The organism is Psychrobacter sp. NC44, from assembly GCF_904846655.1.
In the GTDB taxonomy this organism is placed as follows: domain Bacteria; phylum Pseudomonadota; class Gammaproteobacteria; order Pseudomonadales; family Moraxellaceae; genus Psychrobacter.
Map to the genome: position 1 here is coordinate 46,508 of NZ_CAJHBN010000002.1, position 16,348 is coordinate 62,855.

Genomic DNA, 16,348 nt, shown 5'->3' on the forward strand with positions numbered 1-16,348 from the left:
ACTGGAAAGACGATTTATGCCAAAAATTACCGTACTACCGCATCATGAAATTTGCCCTGAAGGCGCTGAAGTCGAGCTAGAAGCTGGCAGCAACTTATGTAAAGCGCTATTGGAAAAAGGCATTAAAATTGAACATGCATGTGAGATGTCAAAAGCCTGCACCACATGCCATGTGGTCGTCCGTAAAGGTTTTAATAGTTTAGATGAAATGGATGATATTGAAGCCGATTTATTAGATCGTGCTTGGGGATTAGAGCCTGACTCACGCCTATCTTGTCAGGTCATGCTCGATGATGAAGACTTAACCATTGAGATTCCTAAATATACGCTCAACCATGCAAAAGAAAACCACTAAACGCTAGAACACGTTCTAATATTACAGTTTACTTCATTAGATAAGAAAGCCAGCTATCATAATAATAGCTGGCTTTTTTGCGCTTGATTTTATAAACATTATTTTTGGATGATTATTTATGATGATTATTTATGATGATTATCATTGATTGTCATTACGTTTGCTTGCTGCCGCTATGTCAGTTGCCACTTTTTCTTGCTCCTGCTCGACACGTTCAAGCGCAAAATTTAAGCGTGCTCTGATATCTTGATAATCATTATCCTTCATATCTTTAAAATTTAGATGCAAATTGAAACCTGGTAGTGTGTGATCAACCCACTTTGATAAATGACCTTTATACGTATCTGGATCCAGCACTTGCCATGCATTTATCTTGCTATCAAAACCCTTTAACTTGAACGCACCCGCATGCTGACAGTCATAATTATGACAAATATAATCGTAGGTACTCTCACTGACCAGTATCTCATCTTTACCAGCGCTCGACTCCAGTCTTGCCGCTAGATTGGCCTCTTTACCAATAAGAGTATAGCTTAGACGGTTATTACTACCAAAATTACCAACATGGCAATAACCTGTGCTGATGCCGATACGGATGTACAACCCCTCAAAGCCCATCAAGCGCCATTTCTGCCTCAAAGTTCGCATCTCGCGACGCATATCTATTGCCATTGCAATACAGTCTAAAGCATCTTGGCGCGCACCGCGACTATTTGGCTCACCGAAAAAACACACCATGCCATCACCAATAAATTTATCAAGTACGGCGCCATGCTTGTTTGCTATCAATGTCATACAATGCATATAAGTATTTAAGATATCAGCCAAATTGTCAGCGCTCAAACTATCTGACAATTCCGTAAAGCCAACGATATCTGAGAACATAATCGTCAGCTTAGCGCGCTTATTAGCAACGGTAACTGGGCTATCAGATTTTACGATAGGCTCCCAAACTTGTGGAGGTATGAAGCGCGTCAACTTATTAATGACGGAGACCATCGTGCTTAATCGCCCAACAGCTTGATGAGCACGAGTTTCATAACCAATATACTCTTGGTACACATGCCAAAACTGATACAGTATGACGATCATACTGGCTAATAATATTATTGGTGTGGTCCAGCCTTCATGGCAATCTATATCAGCACTGCTTAGAGTAACGCTAACATAATAGAAAACAATGACGGTTATTACAGAGACGGCAATCAGTTTTAAATGATTTTCAGGGCTACTGATAATAATTCTGAGTGCTATGAGCGCGGCTAAGCTAAGCGAAATAACCGTGCAAAACTGTATCGATCCAATAACTACCGATAGTAAAATGATAACAATATTAGACGTCCAAAAGCTTTTTTGGCGGCGATAGTTATAAATCAAAATCATTAAACTTGGCAGACAAACAATAACGAGCAGTGCCATTGAAGTAGGTCTAAAATTAAAATGTACAGCGAGGAGTATGACCGTAAGTATTAAAACGAAGACTTCTGGATAGTCAAATCGATAAATCCCTTCATTTTTTGAAGAGTGATTTGGTCTCAGCGTGTCTAAAAAAGGCATATGAAGTATTCGCTCACGTAAAACAGGCTATGTAAAAAATTAAAAGGCTTGAGGATAGCACACGCGTACTACCTGCCTCTATGCCAAGTTGTGTATAAAATTAATCAATGATTACATTATACTTTTTAAATGCAACAAAACCCATGTCACTGATAGCCAAAAGCCTACCACTCATCACTCATCTTGTCTTAATACGCTACTAAATCAGGATTATAAGACATATCGTTTGAGCCAAACACAAAAAATCCAGATAATATTTATCTGGATTTCAAATACTTAAAACCTATTAATATATAAAAATTAGGGGCTGTAATAACTGAGCATAACGTTGGCACATAACCGTGAAACGACTAAGACACCAAAATAAGGCTTAACTTTAAACGTTTAGCCAGTTTTCCAGTTACTTTGATGGGTCAATCGATGCCTAGCCAATAGAGTATCATTATCAATTTGCCAATCAACTTACCGACCTATTACTACTCAGGTATTTATTACATTTGCCAATCAAATGGCATCTGATGATGGCCACGTAGCGCCATCATTAACGTCTGCTGCATCTGCGCCAACACTTCTTTAGTATAAGGAATAGCAGGAACGCCCCATACTGGATTTGGCCATTGCATGTCATTTTGATAGCGAACGATATGATGAAAATGAAGTTGCGGCACTTGATTACCGAGTGCAGCTACATTCATTTTATCAGCTTGAAAGGTCTTGGCTAGCTGACTCGATAACCAGCTTGATTCACGCAAAAACTGCGTTTGATCAGCCTCAGATAATTCATACAACTCTTTGATACCTGATACACGCGGCACTAATATTAACCAAGGAAACTGGCAATCATTGATTAAACGACAAGTCGATAATGGGAAATCACCCACTAAAAAGCTATCGGCAGCAAGTTTATGATGAAGTTGGAACATAATGACGGTTCTCTTGTTATGACACTCAGATAAAAGGAATATGAATCTAGAAAAGTAGAATTTAATTTACTAAAAAACAATAGGCTAAATATAGGATGTCGCTATTTTATCAGTTATCCGACCGATAAAATAGCGCTATGACTCATTGTCTTGACGTCCTACTCGAGCACTGGCTAGCTGACTTATTGAGCTGATTGAATCTACCGAAAATCATTGCTTAGCTCTCAAAATGCCGAAATGCCAAAACAACTACGCTGACTCTGCCACCGTATGCTCGCTAAAATAGCGTAATAATTCTTGAATCGCGGTGACGCGCTGTTGGGGCGTTGCCAGTTTATCAGCATCTTGATAACGAATACCAGAAGCACCATTCATACGATAACGCTGACCATTTGATTGAATCAACTTAATAATCGCTAAGGCATCGACTGGGGTATCAGGCGCAAACTCTAATGTCATGCTATTACTATTGGCATCAATCTTATTAATCTTGAGCGGCTCAGCTTGTATACGCAGTCCGTGGATGGCGAATAACTGCTTCGTTTGCTCTGGTAATGTACCAAAACGGTCAATCATTTCGGTACGAATATCAATCAATGCCTCTTTATCATCGGCATTACTGATGCGCTTATAAAATAACAAACGCTGATGGACATCATGTAGATATTCTTCTGGTATCAATGCTGAGCTATGCAGATTAATCTCACTAGTCAGCGACAACGGTGTGCTTAAATCAGGCTCTTTACCCGCTTTAATGGCTTTTGTCGCTCGCTCCAGCATGTCCATATATAAACTAAAACCAATCGCCTGCATATTACCACTTTGCTGCTTACCGAGTATTTCGCCAGCACCGCGAATTTCTAAGTCTTCGCTAGCCAGCATAAAACCTGCACCCAACGTATTGGCGCGTTCAATCGCATGCAATCGGCGTTTAGCATCGCCTTTAAGACCTTTGATAGAAGGCACAAGTAGATAACAATACGCTTGATGATGACTACGACCGACACGACCACGCAGCTGATGTAATTGTGCCAAGCCAAACTTATCGGCGCGCTCAATGATAATGGTATTGGCATTGGGTACATCAATACCGGTTTCGATAATGGTGGAGCATATCAGTACATTGAATTTTTTATGATAAAACTGCTGCATCACTTGCTCAAGTTGGCGCTCTTGCATTTGCCCGTGAGCGACCCCTACTCGCGCCTCAGGCACCAATTCACGTATGGTCTCTGCCATACGCTCGATACTAGCCACATCATTATGCAATAAATAAACCTGCCCACCACGCAGTAACTCACGCAAGATCGCCTCTTTCATTAAAGCATCAGTTTTTTGCATGACAAAGGTTTTAATCGCCAAACGTCGTGCTGGAGGTGTCGCGATAATTGACATGTCACGCATACCTGAGAGCGCCATATTGAGCGTTCTAGGGATGGGGGTTGCTGTCATCGACATACTATCGACATCCGTCTGAATCGCCTTGATACGCTCTTTATGGCGCACGCCAAAGCGATGCTCTTCATCGACAATCATCAAACCTAGATTAGAAAACTTCACATCAGGTTGTAACAGTTTATGAGTACCGATGACGATATCGACTTTACCTGCTGCTAAATCTGTCAACACCGTTTCTTGGTGCTTTTTGCCGCCAAAGCGTGATAGCGTCTCGATACGCACTGGCCAATCAGCAAATCTATCGCGGAAATTATCTTCATGCTGACCTGCTAGCAAGGTTGTCGGCACCAATACTGCCACTTGATAACCGGCGCTTACCGCGATAAACGCCGCGCGCATAGCGACTTCAGTCTTACCAAAACCAACATCACCGCAGATGAGCCGATCCATTGGTTGGTTTTGTCGCATGTCTTCCATCACCGCATGAATGGCATTGGCTTGATCCAGCGTTTCTTCAAAGGCAAATTGACTGGCAAAGAGCTCATACTGTGACGCATCTATTTTAAAATGAATACCGACTTTGGCTTCACGACGCGCTTGCATATTAAGCAGTTCGGCCGCTACGTCATGGATTTGCTCAAGCGCTTTTTGCTTAGCCTTATCCCATTTACCGCTACCGATTTTGTGCAATGGCGCAAGTGCTGGGTCACCGCCACTATAACGGTTAATCATTTGCAAATTAGCAACGGGCACATAAATACTGGCATCATCGGCATATTTTAAGTGAATAAACTCTTGCTCGCCATCACCCACATCTAACGTAATCAGCCCATTGTAACGCCCAATACCATGCTCGATATGCACCACTGGGCTGCCTTCAGTTATTTCAGTAACACTCTTAACCAAAAACTCTTCCGACACCCCGCTTTGGCGGCGACGGCGTGTTTGCAGCACTTGCCGACCAAATAACTGCGTCTCACTAATCAGCACCAAACGCTCAGGAACATAAACCCCGCGCTCAATGGGCGCAACGGTTAAACCAACCTGCGGCAGCTTATTACCTTTAACGCTGTTGGTTTTGTCCGCTGCTAGAAACGCTGCAAAGCTGTCATAAGCCTTAATGTCAATCTTGCCTTTGAACAGCTCAATAAGAATCTCACGACGACCCGCTGTTTCAGCAACGATCAATACTGGCGTCGCTGTTTGTGCTTGCAGCTCTAAAAATTCTAATAGCTGGGTAAGAGGCTCAGCCTTTTGGTGGTTAACGGTCAATTGTGGCGGCTCTTGCGCACTGAGCGTCACCAAGCCTTGCTGCTTATTTGCCGTCAGCGGCAATTGTGGCTGTAAATCTGATTGGTGTTCAACTTGTAACAATGAACTGTCTGCTAACAACGAATCACCGCTGTCAATCGCAGCGACATCCGTCATGCTAGCCAGCTCATTGCGCGCACTGAGAATCACGCGTGGATAATGATTAAGATGTTCGTTAAGAGTATTTGACAATAAATACAGCAACTCAGGCGCGACAATAGGTTTATCGATATCATGACGACGCTCTTCATAACGGCGCTGAATTTGTGACCAGTAATCTACCTGTTTTTCATTAATCAATTCATCAGTGATAAACAGCGCATCGCTTGGTAAGTAAGCAAACAAGCTACTCTCTGCTGTCCACGCTTTTAAATCAAAAAATAGCGGCTGATAATATTCAAGTCCGCTACTAGCGATACCTGCCATTACGTCTTTATGTAGCTCAAACTTGCGGCTGCTCGCATTAGGGAACATCGTGGCGAAGTTGGTACGAAACGTCTCACGCCCTTCATCAAGCGGGAACTCTTTGGCGGGTAGTATTTGGAATTGTTCGATAGGTTTTGAGATATCTGGCAGCTTGTGTAGCAGTGATAGTGACTCTTTGCCCATACTACTATCGTTGCCGCTCATCATTGTTTTGAGGTCATCAACGGTCAATGTCCGCTGGGTTTGCGGATTAAAAAAACGAATGGTCTCAATCTCATCATCAAACAAATCTAAACGTAATGGAAACGGCTGACCCATAGCAAAGATATCAATGATACTGCCACGTACCGCGAACTCACCCGGCTCAAACACATTCTCAACGGCGCGGTAACCTGCCTTTGCCAGCAATCCGCGCTGGGTATTGATATCAAATCGATCACCAACGCTCAAATCAAAATGCTGCCCAATCAACCAGCTTGGCGGTGCTACGCGATGCATTAATGCCTGTACCGAGATTAGCAGTACGCCTGTCGTTGGCATATCCGTTAATAGATTGATACGCTCACTAACAATATCTTGATGCGGTGACAGCTCATCATAGGTCAACGTCTCCCAATCGGGGAACACATAAGCATCGACGCCGCAAAATGCCAATTCCGTCTCTATCTGATTGAGCTGGTTTTGGTCACGCGTCACCACAACTTTTAATCGGTCGGCAACATTCCATAGCGGTGTTTGCACCAGACTTGCTAGCCACAAACTGCTGACTGCGCCATGCACAGGTGCCAGCCAACGCCGCTCGGCATTCTGGATAGGAAACAACTGCTGGTTAATTGGTTCAAAGGCGTCAGTCAAAGCAGTGATAGGCATAAAAAGTAGGATCAACGTTAAGAGTCAGAGAGCTATTATACGAATATTTCAGCAATTACCAAAATTTATGCCGTAACGGTTTGTCACTTAGCATTTTTATTAAAAAACCAATAGCCAAATAGCTGATAAAGATTATATTCGTATATAAAGACAGGATGATTAAATGTAAAAACCTCAACGGCTAAGCTGAGGTTTTTGAGTGCTATTTATTAAGCTAGTGTTAAATTAATGGCTTGTCGCTAGCGATAATACCGTTATTGTCTGCGTAGACAAACATACCAGAATTTAGTGTTAAATCACCAAAGCTGATTTCAATATCGGTTTGACCTTCATCGCGGCGATTCGATTTACGCGGAATGCAACCAAGCGCCATAACACCGATGTCCATTGCTGCCATATCATCAACATCACGGACGCAGCCGTACACGATAACCCCCACCCAGCCATTATCAATCGCTGACTGCGCAATCATGTCGCCTAGCAGCGCACAACGCATTGAACCACCACCGTCAACCACCAACACCTTACCGTTACCATCCTTGTCTTTACCATCGCTATTTAGCAATGATTTGACGCGACTATTGTCTTCGAAGCATTTCACCGTCACAATTTCACCGCAGAATTTCTTTTTGCCGCCAAAGCTATGAAAAGACTTGCCTTCGATATTAGGCAAACACACCTGCGACTTAGGATTGGCATCCAATAAATCACAGGTCACAAAGTTCTTTTTATCCATTGTTATTGATTCTGGCATATCTGACATAGTGACGCTCCTTGTTATATATGATTGGTTATTCATGACTGATTATTGATGACTAGGGCTTAATTTAATTGTTCCTTTAACTTAATACTTAGGCTATTTTTTAACTTTAGTCATTGCTAGCATTTGCTTATTTTCGATGATATCAGTGGTTTGGATAGCAGGTTCAGTACGGTATTTATTACGCTGATAAACATCATGCGCACTCATCGCCATGGCAATGGCAACGCGTTTGGCGGAAATGGGATGCAGTGACAATGATTCTGAAACTAAGGGCGATATCAGCTGAAAGGCTTTTTGACCAATACTTTCGAGCGGACGACCTTTATGCTTGCCAAGTAACAAGGACGGACGGAAAATGACTAGCTGCGTAAAACCTAGCGCCATAATAGACTGTTCAGTTTCAGCTTTTACGCGATTGTATAAAAACCGACTATGAATATCAGCATTCATGGATGATAACAAAAAGAAATTTTCAACACCTTTTTCTTGGCACAGTTTGGCAAAATTGACATTATAATCATGATCAACCTTTCGAAAGGCCTCATCGCTACCAGCCTGCTTCTTAGTCGTACCAAGACAGCTAAAAGCGTCCGTCTTTCGATCAACACCAACGCTGGCAAATATTTCAGCCAAATTATCAAAATCATTGACCTGATAAAAACGCATGCTGGTATTGATATAGCGTGGCGGACGCCTTGCAATCACAATTAACGTGTCATAAAGCTCACTAAGCTGTTTGACAAGATGCTGTCCGACCAATCCTGTCGCGCCAATTACAATTGCTTTTCGCTGCATAGCCTATCCATTTATAGTGTGTTGGAAAATAGATGATAATGAAAAATCTGATTTTAAAGCCTATCACCAAAGCTTTTCATCTTAGGGCGTATCCTCATTTTTAAAATGGTGATAACAATGAGATAAATCATAGTCAAATGAGGAAAATAGCGCAGATACTATCAGAATGTTAAATAGTATCGGGATATTAACCAGCTATTTGACATTTTTTTTAACATTGTTTGGCAAGATTCAGCCACTTTTAGCCCATTTAGATGTCCATCGATTGAATTGAGGACATGCCCTAGTATCATACCTAAATTAACGCATAACTGAGGGTATTCTATAGAATTTATTGTAAGAGATTTTATCGGCTAAGCGATTTATTCACTCATAAGCGGTTTTTAGTGCAACAATATTGATAAATATTTCAAGAAATAGTTGAGCAGAGACACAAAAAACTGTCGTATATATGATCACACAACTTCTTTAAGCATTAATCATCAAATATATTGTTCTAAGGGCGATAATTTGCTAAGATAACCGGCTTTACACGTTAACGCTGTTTAATTATTCCAAACAGTTTTGGCGCTTGCGATGCTCTATTGCTCATTTAGGTGCCTTTAATAACAGATAGGTACTTTAATATTAGACATCGACATCATGTTTGGCGAGACGGCTGCTCGTTACCGATGATGGTTAAACCCTTTTTTATTGTAATCCACATTCATATTTTTATCTGTCTTTATCAAGGAGATTCGCGTGGCTAATACTGCACAAGCTCGTAAACGCGCCCGTCAAAACACCAAACGTCGTCAGAACTCTGCGTCACAACGCTCTATGGTTCGTACTTACTTAAAACGTGTTGATGCGGCTATCGCAGCTAAAGATTATGACGCGGCTACCGAAGCTTACAAAAAAGCGGTACCAGTTCTTGATCGTATGGCTGACAAAGGTATTATTCATAAGAATAAAGCTGCTCGTCGTAAGAGCCGCCTGAACAAAACCATCAAAGGCCTACAAGCTTAAGATTGGTAACGTTTAGACCACATCTCGCCTTTATAGCGTGATGACTAAAACCTTGTTACTGGTTCTAATACTGGGGCAAGGTTTTTTTATGTCTGATTGAAAAATGAGTAGTAATCTTTTCAATAGTATTTAGATTAAATAGTATTTAAATCCATTTTACTTCTGGTGGTAAGAGCAATGTATTAGGATGAAAGCCGGCAGCACGGTAGTCTTCTAATAAAGTATGAATCGGGCGCACATACACTTCACCGCGCCAAACGAAGTGTGCACTGGCTTGTTCAAACGGCTTATCATCAAACCACAAAAACACGCCTTCCATCATCTTTGGCCAATCATTCCAATCAATCTCGACCACATCAAACATCACTGCTAAAAAAGCAGATAACAACGTATCATGACTAACAGCAAGCATGAGATGCCCTTGCCGCGGCTGATGTTGATAAAACAGCGATAAAATATCGAGACCGCCTTGGTAAGCGTTTTTGGTACCTTCAAGATTGCCTTGCAAAAATCGATTGATAAAGTTGAGTACACCAATTTCTTTAAATACTGGATTTGCTATTTCAGGCTCAGTCACTAGGCTACCAGGCTCGACCAACAATGACTGATGCGTAATATCACGTTGTAGTCCCGCACCTGCTTGCATCAGCTGCGCCGTGTCAATACAGCGTCCAATCGGACTTGAGATACTGTCTACATCGAGCGAGTACGGTAAATGCCCTGCCAACCAACGCCCCCAAGACTTCGCTAGTACTCGACCTTTAGGTGTTAGGGGTAATTGATAACTGGCAAAACCATTGCCATCAGAGCGTTCACGTAAGGAATGTCTGGTAAATAAAATAAGCCGTTTATCTTCAGGCAATAAGCTGACTGAGGAAATCATACTATCAGGCAAGTGCGAAGGCGCCGGAGCACTTGGAGTATGACTCGCAAGCTTTTCAGCAGACAGTTTTGAGGGATTGTTATTGAGATATTTGCTCATGGTAGCAAGCGTAGCAGATTTTTTGATATGAATGAACAAAATATCAGTTCAATTGTAATATTGCTTACGAGTCTATGCGGTTAGACTTTAAAATAAGCACTATTTTATATTCACTATTTTAAAAAATACGAATCAAGGTGACAAATAACTAAAAAGATATTTACTTTCAAGAGGCTAAAATTACTTAGCCGATATCAATGACTTTGTCCCACGCGAACGCTAATGCAGTGCTGCTCACCTCATTTGGATACGCACGTGGATTGACAATGACTCGTGTATTACCAATACGGTAATCAAATGCTTCGTGTGTATGTCCATGTACCCATAGTATTGGCGCCCAATCTTCATGCATCCAGCCAGATAAATCACTGATAAAAGCTGCGTTACTTGGTAGATTCGCATACTTCTCAGACACCGATAATGGACTGATACTATGATGGCTCATTACAACAGTTTTTTTGCCAAGTGTTTTGGCGGTGATCAATGCTTGCTTTAACCATTGACGCTGCTTAGCATGGATTTGCATCGATACTTCAGGTGAAAAAAGCTCTCCTCCAGCATAGATTTGTTTATAGTCACGCATAAAGCGCATAGCAGCAGCTATAGTATCTTCATTGGCCTGATATTGGTAATCTGTCCATAAAGTACAACCTAGGATACGTATGTCACCAATATCAATATGTTGACACTGTAGAAAACGGACGCCTTGCTGCGACTGGGCATTATAATTATCCCAAGTCGCCAGCTTTTTATCAAAATGTAGCACATCTTCATTAAAGTATTCATGATTACCAGCTATCGTAATCACAGGCACTTGCAAACGTGCTGCCTGCTCTTGTAGCCATGGCATACCACTATCACTGTTAGCAGTATCGCCCGCGACTAATACCACGTCTGCATCAGTTTTGGGAATATGCCCTAGCGGATGTGACTGACGCGCATAACTGTCAATATGTAAGTCACTTAAAATCTGTAATTTCATAAGTTCTAATATCATTAAATAAACGTAAATAGTTTAGCACTTTTTGATATACCCGCAAAAATTAAAAAAAGACAGCGGATGAGGCTGTCTTTTTTATCATGCTGACACTATAAAATGCTAAACGCTTTGTAAATATCCAAATATTTTATAAGTATCTAAATACCTCGGAGTATCTTTTGTAATTTAGCCGCAGGATCTGCTACCTGAGTAATTGAACGACCAATCACCAAATAATCAGAACCATCATCTAACGCCTGTTTTGGCGTGCAAATACGCTTTTGATCATCTGCATTGTCGTCTAGCAAGCGAATACCAGGGGTAATCAATTTAAAATCCTGACCACATAGTGTCTTGAGCGTTTTAGCTTCTTGCGCTGAACAGACCACACCATCAAGACCTGCTTTCTTGGTTAATTGTGCCAATCGACTCACTTGCGCATCTAGACCATCGGTAATACCTGTTTGCATCAATGCTTGATTATCCATAGAGGTCAGCACGGTGACGGCTATCAGCAAGGTATCAAAGTTACCGTCTAACAAGCGCTGTTTAGCCAATGACATCGCCTCTAAGCCCGCGCTGGCATGCACATTCACCATCCATACGCCAAGCTCAGCTGCCGCTAGTACCGCTTGAGCGGTAGTATTAGGAATATCATGGAATTTCAAGTCTAGAAATACGTCAAAATTACGCTGATGTAGCGCCTTAACTATCTCAGGACCACAGCGAGTAAATAGCTCTTTACCCACTTTTAAGCGGCATGATGTTGGATCTAACTGATCAGCTAATGCTACCGATGCCTCCATCGTCATATTATCTAAGGCAACGATGACTGGGGAGTTCATTGTATTATTCATGGTTTTACCATATCTATATCAGAATTATCAAAACACTATATATGAACTGCTCATAGGTCAGTACAAAATATAATTTAGTCTCGTTTTTGTTTGGTAAGTGTCGCGCCTTCATCTACAGTAAGTACTTCTGCGTCTTGCACTTGCACATTGGTCGCTGTCGAACCATAAACAGCCTCTTCCACCGTTGGTGCAGTTGCTTGGCGATCAATGACAGCGTTGGCTTGTGTCAGTTGCGCTTGCAAGTTCACATTCGCTTTTTGCAAACGCGAGATTTCCCACTTATTCTGTAAGACACGGAAGATAAGCAGTGCCAACAAGATGCCAATAACAATACCAAGCATAAGGCATAAAATCAGCAGCAATCCTAGATTCATCGTCGGTGCTTGCGAGAATAATAAATTTACGCCAACTTCGGTATTATTTGCCAACACCAAACCAAGTGAATAAGCAAAGCTCAAAAACAGCAATACAAATAGTAAAAAGCGCATGAGACGTCTACCTCGATTTGGAATGTCGTTAGTGTTTTAAAAATAGCACTCTAAAACCTTCATCAACCCAAACATTTATATGCTTATAAACTCACTAGTGATAAGTTCTAGCAAAAATGGCTGGCAAGCACTCTTGTTGGCAATTTTACCCAATAAATACTTTATAACACACTTAGCTATTTGCTACTGTATCATTGACTGCCTCACGTAATGCCTTACCTGGTTTAAAGTGCGGTATCGCTTTGGCAGGTACAGGTACGCTTTCTCCTGTTTTAGGATTTCGACCCATACGGGCACGACGATGGTGCAGACAAAAACTGCCAAAACCACGAACTTCTACGCGTCCATCATTGGCTAACGTATCGGTCATCAAGTTTAATATTTCACGTACTGCATCATCGACTACAGTATCAGTCATATTGTCACAGTTCGCACTTAAATTACTAATAAATTCGGACTTGTTAATCGCTTGCTGCATTATTACGCTTGCCTTGTTGATTAATGGATAAGATGACTGTGAATTGGACCATCATTTTCGATAGCTGGTTACTTTTAAGACAAGCTATACATCAAGATCATAAGGATAAATAGCCATTCACTAAAATAATCTCAGTGTCTTAAATAAGTAATAATTCACATCTCGTTACTCAATGTTGCAAATGATAGCGGATATTACGGTAAATGGAAATAAGAGTTTGCCCGTTTAAGCAAAAACCTCGTTGATTAAATAGTGCACTTAAAATTTAAGCAAAAAAAAAGCGACCATAGTCGCTTCTTTTATAATCTTATATCAATAACGTGCAGCTTACTGCATTTGCTCTTTGATCAAATCACCAATTGTTTTTGGCTGTGCATCAGAACTGGCAGTAGTACTAGTCGTGCTAGTGCTGCTTAGCTCTTTAATCGCTTGACGCTCTTCAGCTTCGTCTTTCGCTTTGATAGACAAGTTGATGTTGCGAGTTTTACGATCAACACTGATGATTTTCGCTTCAACGTCATCACCAACGCTCAAATGCTTAGTCGCATCTTCAACGCGATCACGTTGAATTTCAGAGGCACGTAGATACGCTTCAACTTCGTCAGCAAGCTCGATAGTAGCGCCTTTAGCATCTACTTCTTTTACTTTACCATTAACGATAGCACCGCGGTCATTGTTGACTAGGTATTCGTTGAATGGATCAGAGCTTAACTGCTTCACGCCTAGGCTAATACGGTTTGCTTCTGCATCTACTGACAATACCATTGCTTCAACGGTGTCGCCTTTATTGTAGTTACGGATAGCGTCTTCGCCAGTTTCGTTCCAAGAGATATCAGATAGATGAACAAGACCATCAATACCACCGTCTAGACCGATAAAGATACCGAAGTCAGTGATTGATTTGATCGTACCAGTGATTTTATCACCGCGCTCATGTTTCTTATCAAACTCATCCCATGGGTTAGCTAGAGTTTGTTTGATACCTAAGCTGATACGACGACGTTCTTCATCGATATCAAGAATCATTACTTCAACTTCATCGCCCACTTGAACAACTTTTGATGGGTGGATGTTTTTGTTGGTATGATCCATTTCTGACACGTGTACTAGACCTTCAATACCTTCAGAAATCTCAGCGAAACAACCATAATCAGTTAAGTTGGTGACGCGTGCTTTAACCACACTACCTACTGGGTAAGTGCCGCCAACGTTATCCCAAGGATCAGTACCAAGTTGTTTTAGACCTAGGCTAACGCGATTGCGCTCACGGTCAAACTTCAATACTTTAACTTTTAGGTCTTGACCAACTTCAACAACTTCAGATGGATGCTTGATACGGCGCCATGCCATGTCAGTGATGTGCAATAGACCATCGATACCACCTAGATCAACGAATGCGCCGTAATCAGTAAGGTTCTTAACGATACCTTCGATCTCGATGCCTTCTTCAAGCTTGTTCAATAGCTCTTCGCGCTCAGCTGAATTTTCAGCTTCCATAACTGCACGACGGCTAACAACAACGTTGTTGCGCTTTTGATCAAGTTTGATAACTTTGAATTCTAGCTCTTTGCCTTCAAGATGCGTGGTGTCACGGATAGGACGAACATCTACCAATGAACCTGGTAGGAACGCACGTACTGAACCGATATCTACAGTGAAACCGCCTTTAACTTTGCTTGAGATGATACCTTTTACGATTTCATCATTATCAGCGATTTTTTCAAGGAAGTTCCAAGTTTCAACACGTTTGGCTTTTTCACGTGAAAGCAAGGTTTGACCCATGCCGTTATCAACCGCTTCAACCACGACATCAACGCTATCGCCAACTTCAACTTCAAGTTCGCCTTCTTCGCTTAAAAACTCTTCACGAGCGACGATACCTTCAGATTTCAGACCAGTATCAACAGTGATCCAGTCGTTATCAATGGCCACAACAGTACCAGTGATAACCGAGCCACGCTCGATATCCAGACCTGTTTCTTCGATGCTCGCTTCAAATAGTTCAGCAAATGATTCCATTATGTCTACCTTTGTATAGCCGTATCCTGTCCAGCACAGTACGGATCAAATTTATGATTGCATAAAACGAGAATACTGGTTTTATATCCCATACAATCATATATAAAAACGTTTGTTGTTAGTAAGCACATAACTTATTAAACTCACTAGCAACAACTGTCTTATATTGCAATGCCTTATACTTTTAAATCTCTATGATTTAGAAAGAATATTTTTATCACTCTCTAGAGATTATTAGCGTCTACTACTGTGATTTTATACTAAAATCAAGCGTATAGGAAACTTTTTCATACTTACTAACTTGTTTTTATTAACTATTAAAGAAAATACCTTTATCCTGACAATGTCTTTTCACTTGTGCATAAACTTCATCAGCATCTAAGTTAGAGCTATCTAGTAGTAGAGCATCTTCTGCAGGCTTTGATGGTGCAGTCGCTCGATTCTCATCACGATCATCACGAGCTTTAATCGTCGCTAAAATCGCGTCAAAATCTGCCGTCTGACCAGCATTTATTAACTGTGTTACGCGGCGCTCGGCACGCGCTTCAGCACTGGCAGTCAAATACACTTTTACATCCGCATCTGGGAACACCACCGTTCCCATATCGCGACCATCAGCGACCAATCCAGAACGAGTTGCCATATCTTGTTGCAACTTTAGTAATGCTTGACGAACTTTTGGAAATACGGCTATTTGTGATGCATAGCCGCCCACGGTTTCATTACGAACCTGCTCACCAACCGCTTCACCATTCACTAAAATATCAACACGTCCTGATGCATTGTTAGGTACAAAAGCAATCTCTAGGCGCTGCGTTAATGCTAATACAACCATCTCGTCAATGGCTTGGCTTCCATCTGCCGCAACTAATCCCGCTTCAAATGCTTTGAGTCCAACGATACGATACAAAGCACCTGAATCTAGCAGTTGATAATTCAATGCTTGGGCTAAACGCCACGTGACCGTACCTTTACCTGCCCCACTTGGTCCATCAATGCAGATAACTGGGTAGCGCAACACTGGCGCTTGGTTATCATTACTGCCAGCACCAAAGTTATCAAGTATAGCGTTATCAGCTGTAGAAACGGTCATAATACTCACTTAATAGTAGACGATACTGATACGGCTTAGTGCATGC

General features: G+C 41.6%; 14 protein-coding genes. 2 read left to right on the forward strand and 12 right to left on the reverse strand.

From position 1 onward, the window contains the following. Window positions 1–16: 16 nt before the first annotated feature. On the forward strand, window positions 17–355 hold the full coding sequence (gene fdx / locus JMX95_RS01565) for an ISC system 2Fe-2S type ferredoxin (protein WP_045445066.1): 339 nt from the start codon (window positions 17–19) through the stop codon (window positions 353–355). Window positions 356–496: 141 nt separating this feature from the next. Here the strand turns inward: fdx and JMX95_RS01570 are convergent, their stop codons facing one another. The 5 genes from JMX95_RS01570 to JMX95_RS01590 all read right to left on the reverse strand — a co-directional run bounded on the left by JMX95_RS01570 (window position 497) and on the right by JMX95_RS01590 (window position 8,398). Then, a complete protein-coding gene (locus tag JMX95_RS01570; protein ID WP_227675923.1) occupies window positions 497–1,774 on the reverse strand; it encodes an adenylate/guanylate cyclase domain-containing protein in 1,278 nt (425 codons plus the stop codon). A gap of 629 nt (window positions 1,775–2,403) precedes the next feature. Then, on the reverse strand, window positions 2,404–2,835 hold the full coding sequence (locus JMX95_RS01575) for an HIT domain-containing protein (protein ID WP_045445060.1): 432 nt from the start codon (window positions 2,833–2,835) through the stop codon (window positions 2,404–2,406). Window positions 2,836–3,084: 249 nt separating this feature from the next. Beyond that, the gene (mfd, locus tag JMX95_RS01580; protein ID WP_201559847.1) at window positions 3,085–6,840 is read right to left on the reverse strand and encodes a transcription-repair coupling factor; all 3,756 of its coding nucleotides are present in this window, start codon (window positions 6,838–6,840) and stop codon (window positions 3,085–3,087) included. Window positions 6,841–7,060: 220 nt separating this feature from the next. Continuing rightward, window positions 7,061–7,594, reverse strand: coding sequence for a ribonuclease E activity regulator RraA (rraA, locus tag JMX95_RS01585; protein ID WP_201559973.1), 534 nt, complete (start codon window positions 7,592–7,594; stop codon window positions 7,061–7,063). A 102-nt stretch (window positions 7,595–7,696) separates the two neighbouring features. Beyond that, window positions 7,697–8,398, reverse strand: coding sequence for an NAD-dependent epimerase/dehydratase family protein (locus JMX95_RS01590; RefSeq protein ID WP_045445057.1), 702 nt, complete (start codon window positions 8,396–8,398; stop codon window positions 7,697–7,699). 741 nt (window positions 8,399–9,139) lie between these two features. Between JMX95_RS01590 and rpsT the strand changes: the two genes are divergently transcribed. Further along, window positions 9,140–9,406 carry a 30S ribosomal protein S20 gene (rpsT, locus tag JMX95_RS01595; protein WP_010200097.1) on the forward strand — a complete coding sequence of 89 codons (267 nt, stop codon included), beginning with the start codon at window positions 9,140–9,142 and terminating at the stop codon, window positions 9,404–9,406. 145 nt (window positions 9,407–9,551) lie between these two features. Here rpsT and JMX95_RS01600 read toward each other — a convergent pair whose 3' ends face one another. The 7 genes from JMX95_RS01600 to cmk all read right to left on the reverse strand — a co-directional run bounded on the left by JMX95_RS01600 (window position 9,552) and on the right by cmk (window position 16,302). After that, entirely contained in the window at window positions 9,552–10,388 is an 837-nt protein-coding gene (locus JMX95_RS01600) for a histidine phosphatase family protein (protein WP_201559848.1), read from the reverse strand. Window positions 10,389–10,572: 184 nt separating this feature from the next. Further along, window positions 10,573–11,370, reverse strand: coding sequence for a metallophosphoesterase (locus tag JMX95_RS01605; protein WP_227675924.1), 798 nt, complete (start codon window positions 11,368–11,370; stop codon window positions 10,573–10,575). A gap of 155 nt (window positions 11,371–11,525) precedes the next feature. After that, complete coding sequence (pyrF, locus tag JMX95_RS01610) at window positions 11,526–12,224, reverse strand: orotidine-5'-phosphate decarboxylase (protein WP_201559850.1); 699 nt, start codon at window positions 12,222–12,224, stop codon at window positions 11,526–11,528. A 74-nt stretch (window positions 12,225–12,298) separates the two neighbouring features. Continuing rightward, window positions 12,299–12,712 (reverse strand): lipopolysaccharide assembly protein LapA domain-containing protein, encoded by a 414-nt coding sequence (locus tag JMX95_RS01615; protein ID WP_201559851.1) that lies wholly within the window; start codon window positions 12,710–12,712, stop codon window positions 12,299–12,301. A 172-nt stretch (window positions 12,713–12,884) separates the two neighbouring features. After that, on the reverse strand, window positions 12,885–13,190 hold the full coding sequence (locus tag JMX95_RS01620) for an integration host factor subunit beta (RefSeq protein WP_045445047.1): 306 nt from the start codon (window positions 13,188–13,190) through the stop codon (window positions 12,885–12,887). 327 nt (window positions 13,191–13,517) lie between these two features. Further along, window positions 13,518–15,209, reverse strand: a complete 1,692-nt coding sequence (rpsA, locus tag JMX95_RS01625; RefSeq protein ID WP_055124414.1) for a 30S ribosomal protein S1 — start codon at window positions 15,207–15,209, stop codon at window positions 13,518–13,520. Between the two features lie 310 nt (window positions 15,210–15,519). Then, window positions 15,520–16,302 carry a (d)CMP kinase gene (gene cmk / locus JMX95_RS01630; protein ID WP_087816139.1) on the reverse strand — a complete coding sequence of 261 codons (783 nt, stop codon included), beginning with the start codon at window positions 16,300–16,302 and terminating at the stop codon, window positions 15,520–15,522. Between the last annotated feature and the right edge of the window lie 46 nt (window positions 16,303–16,348).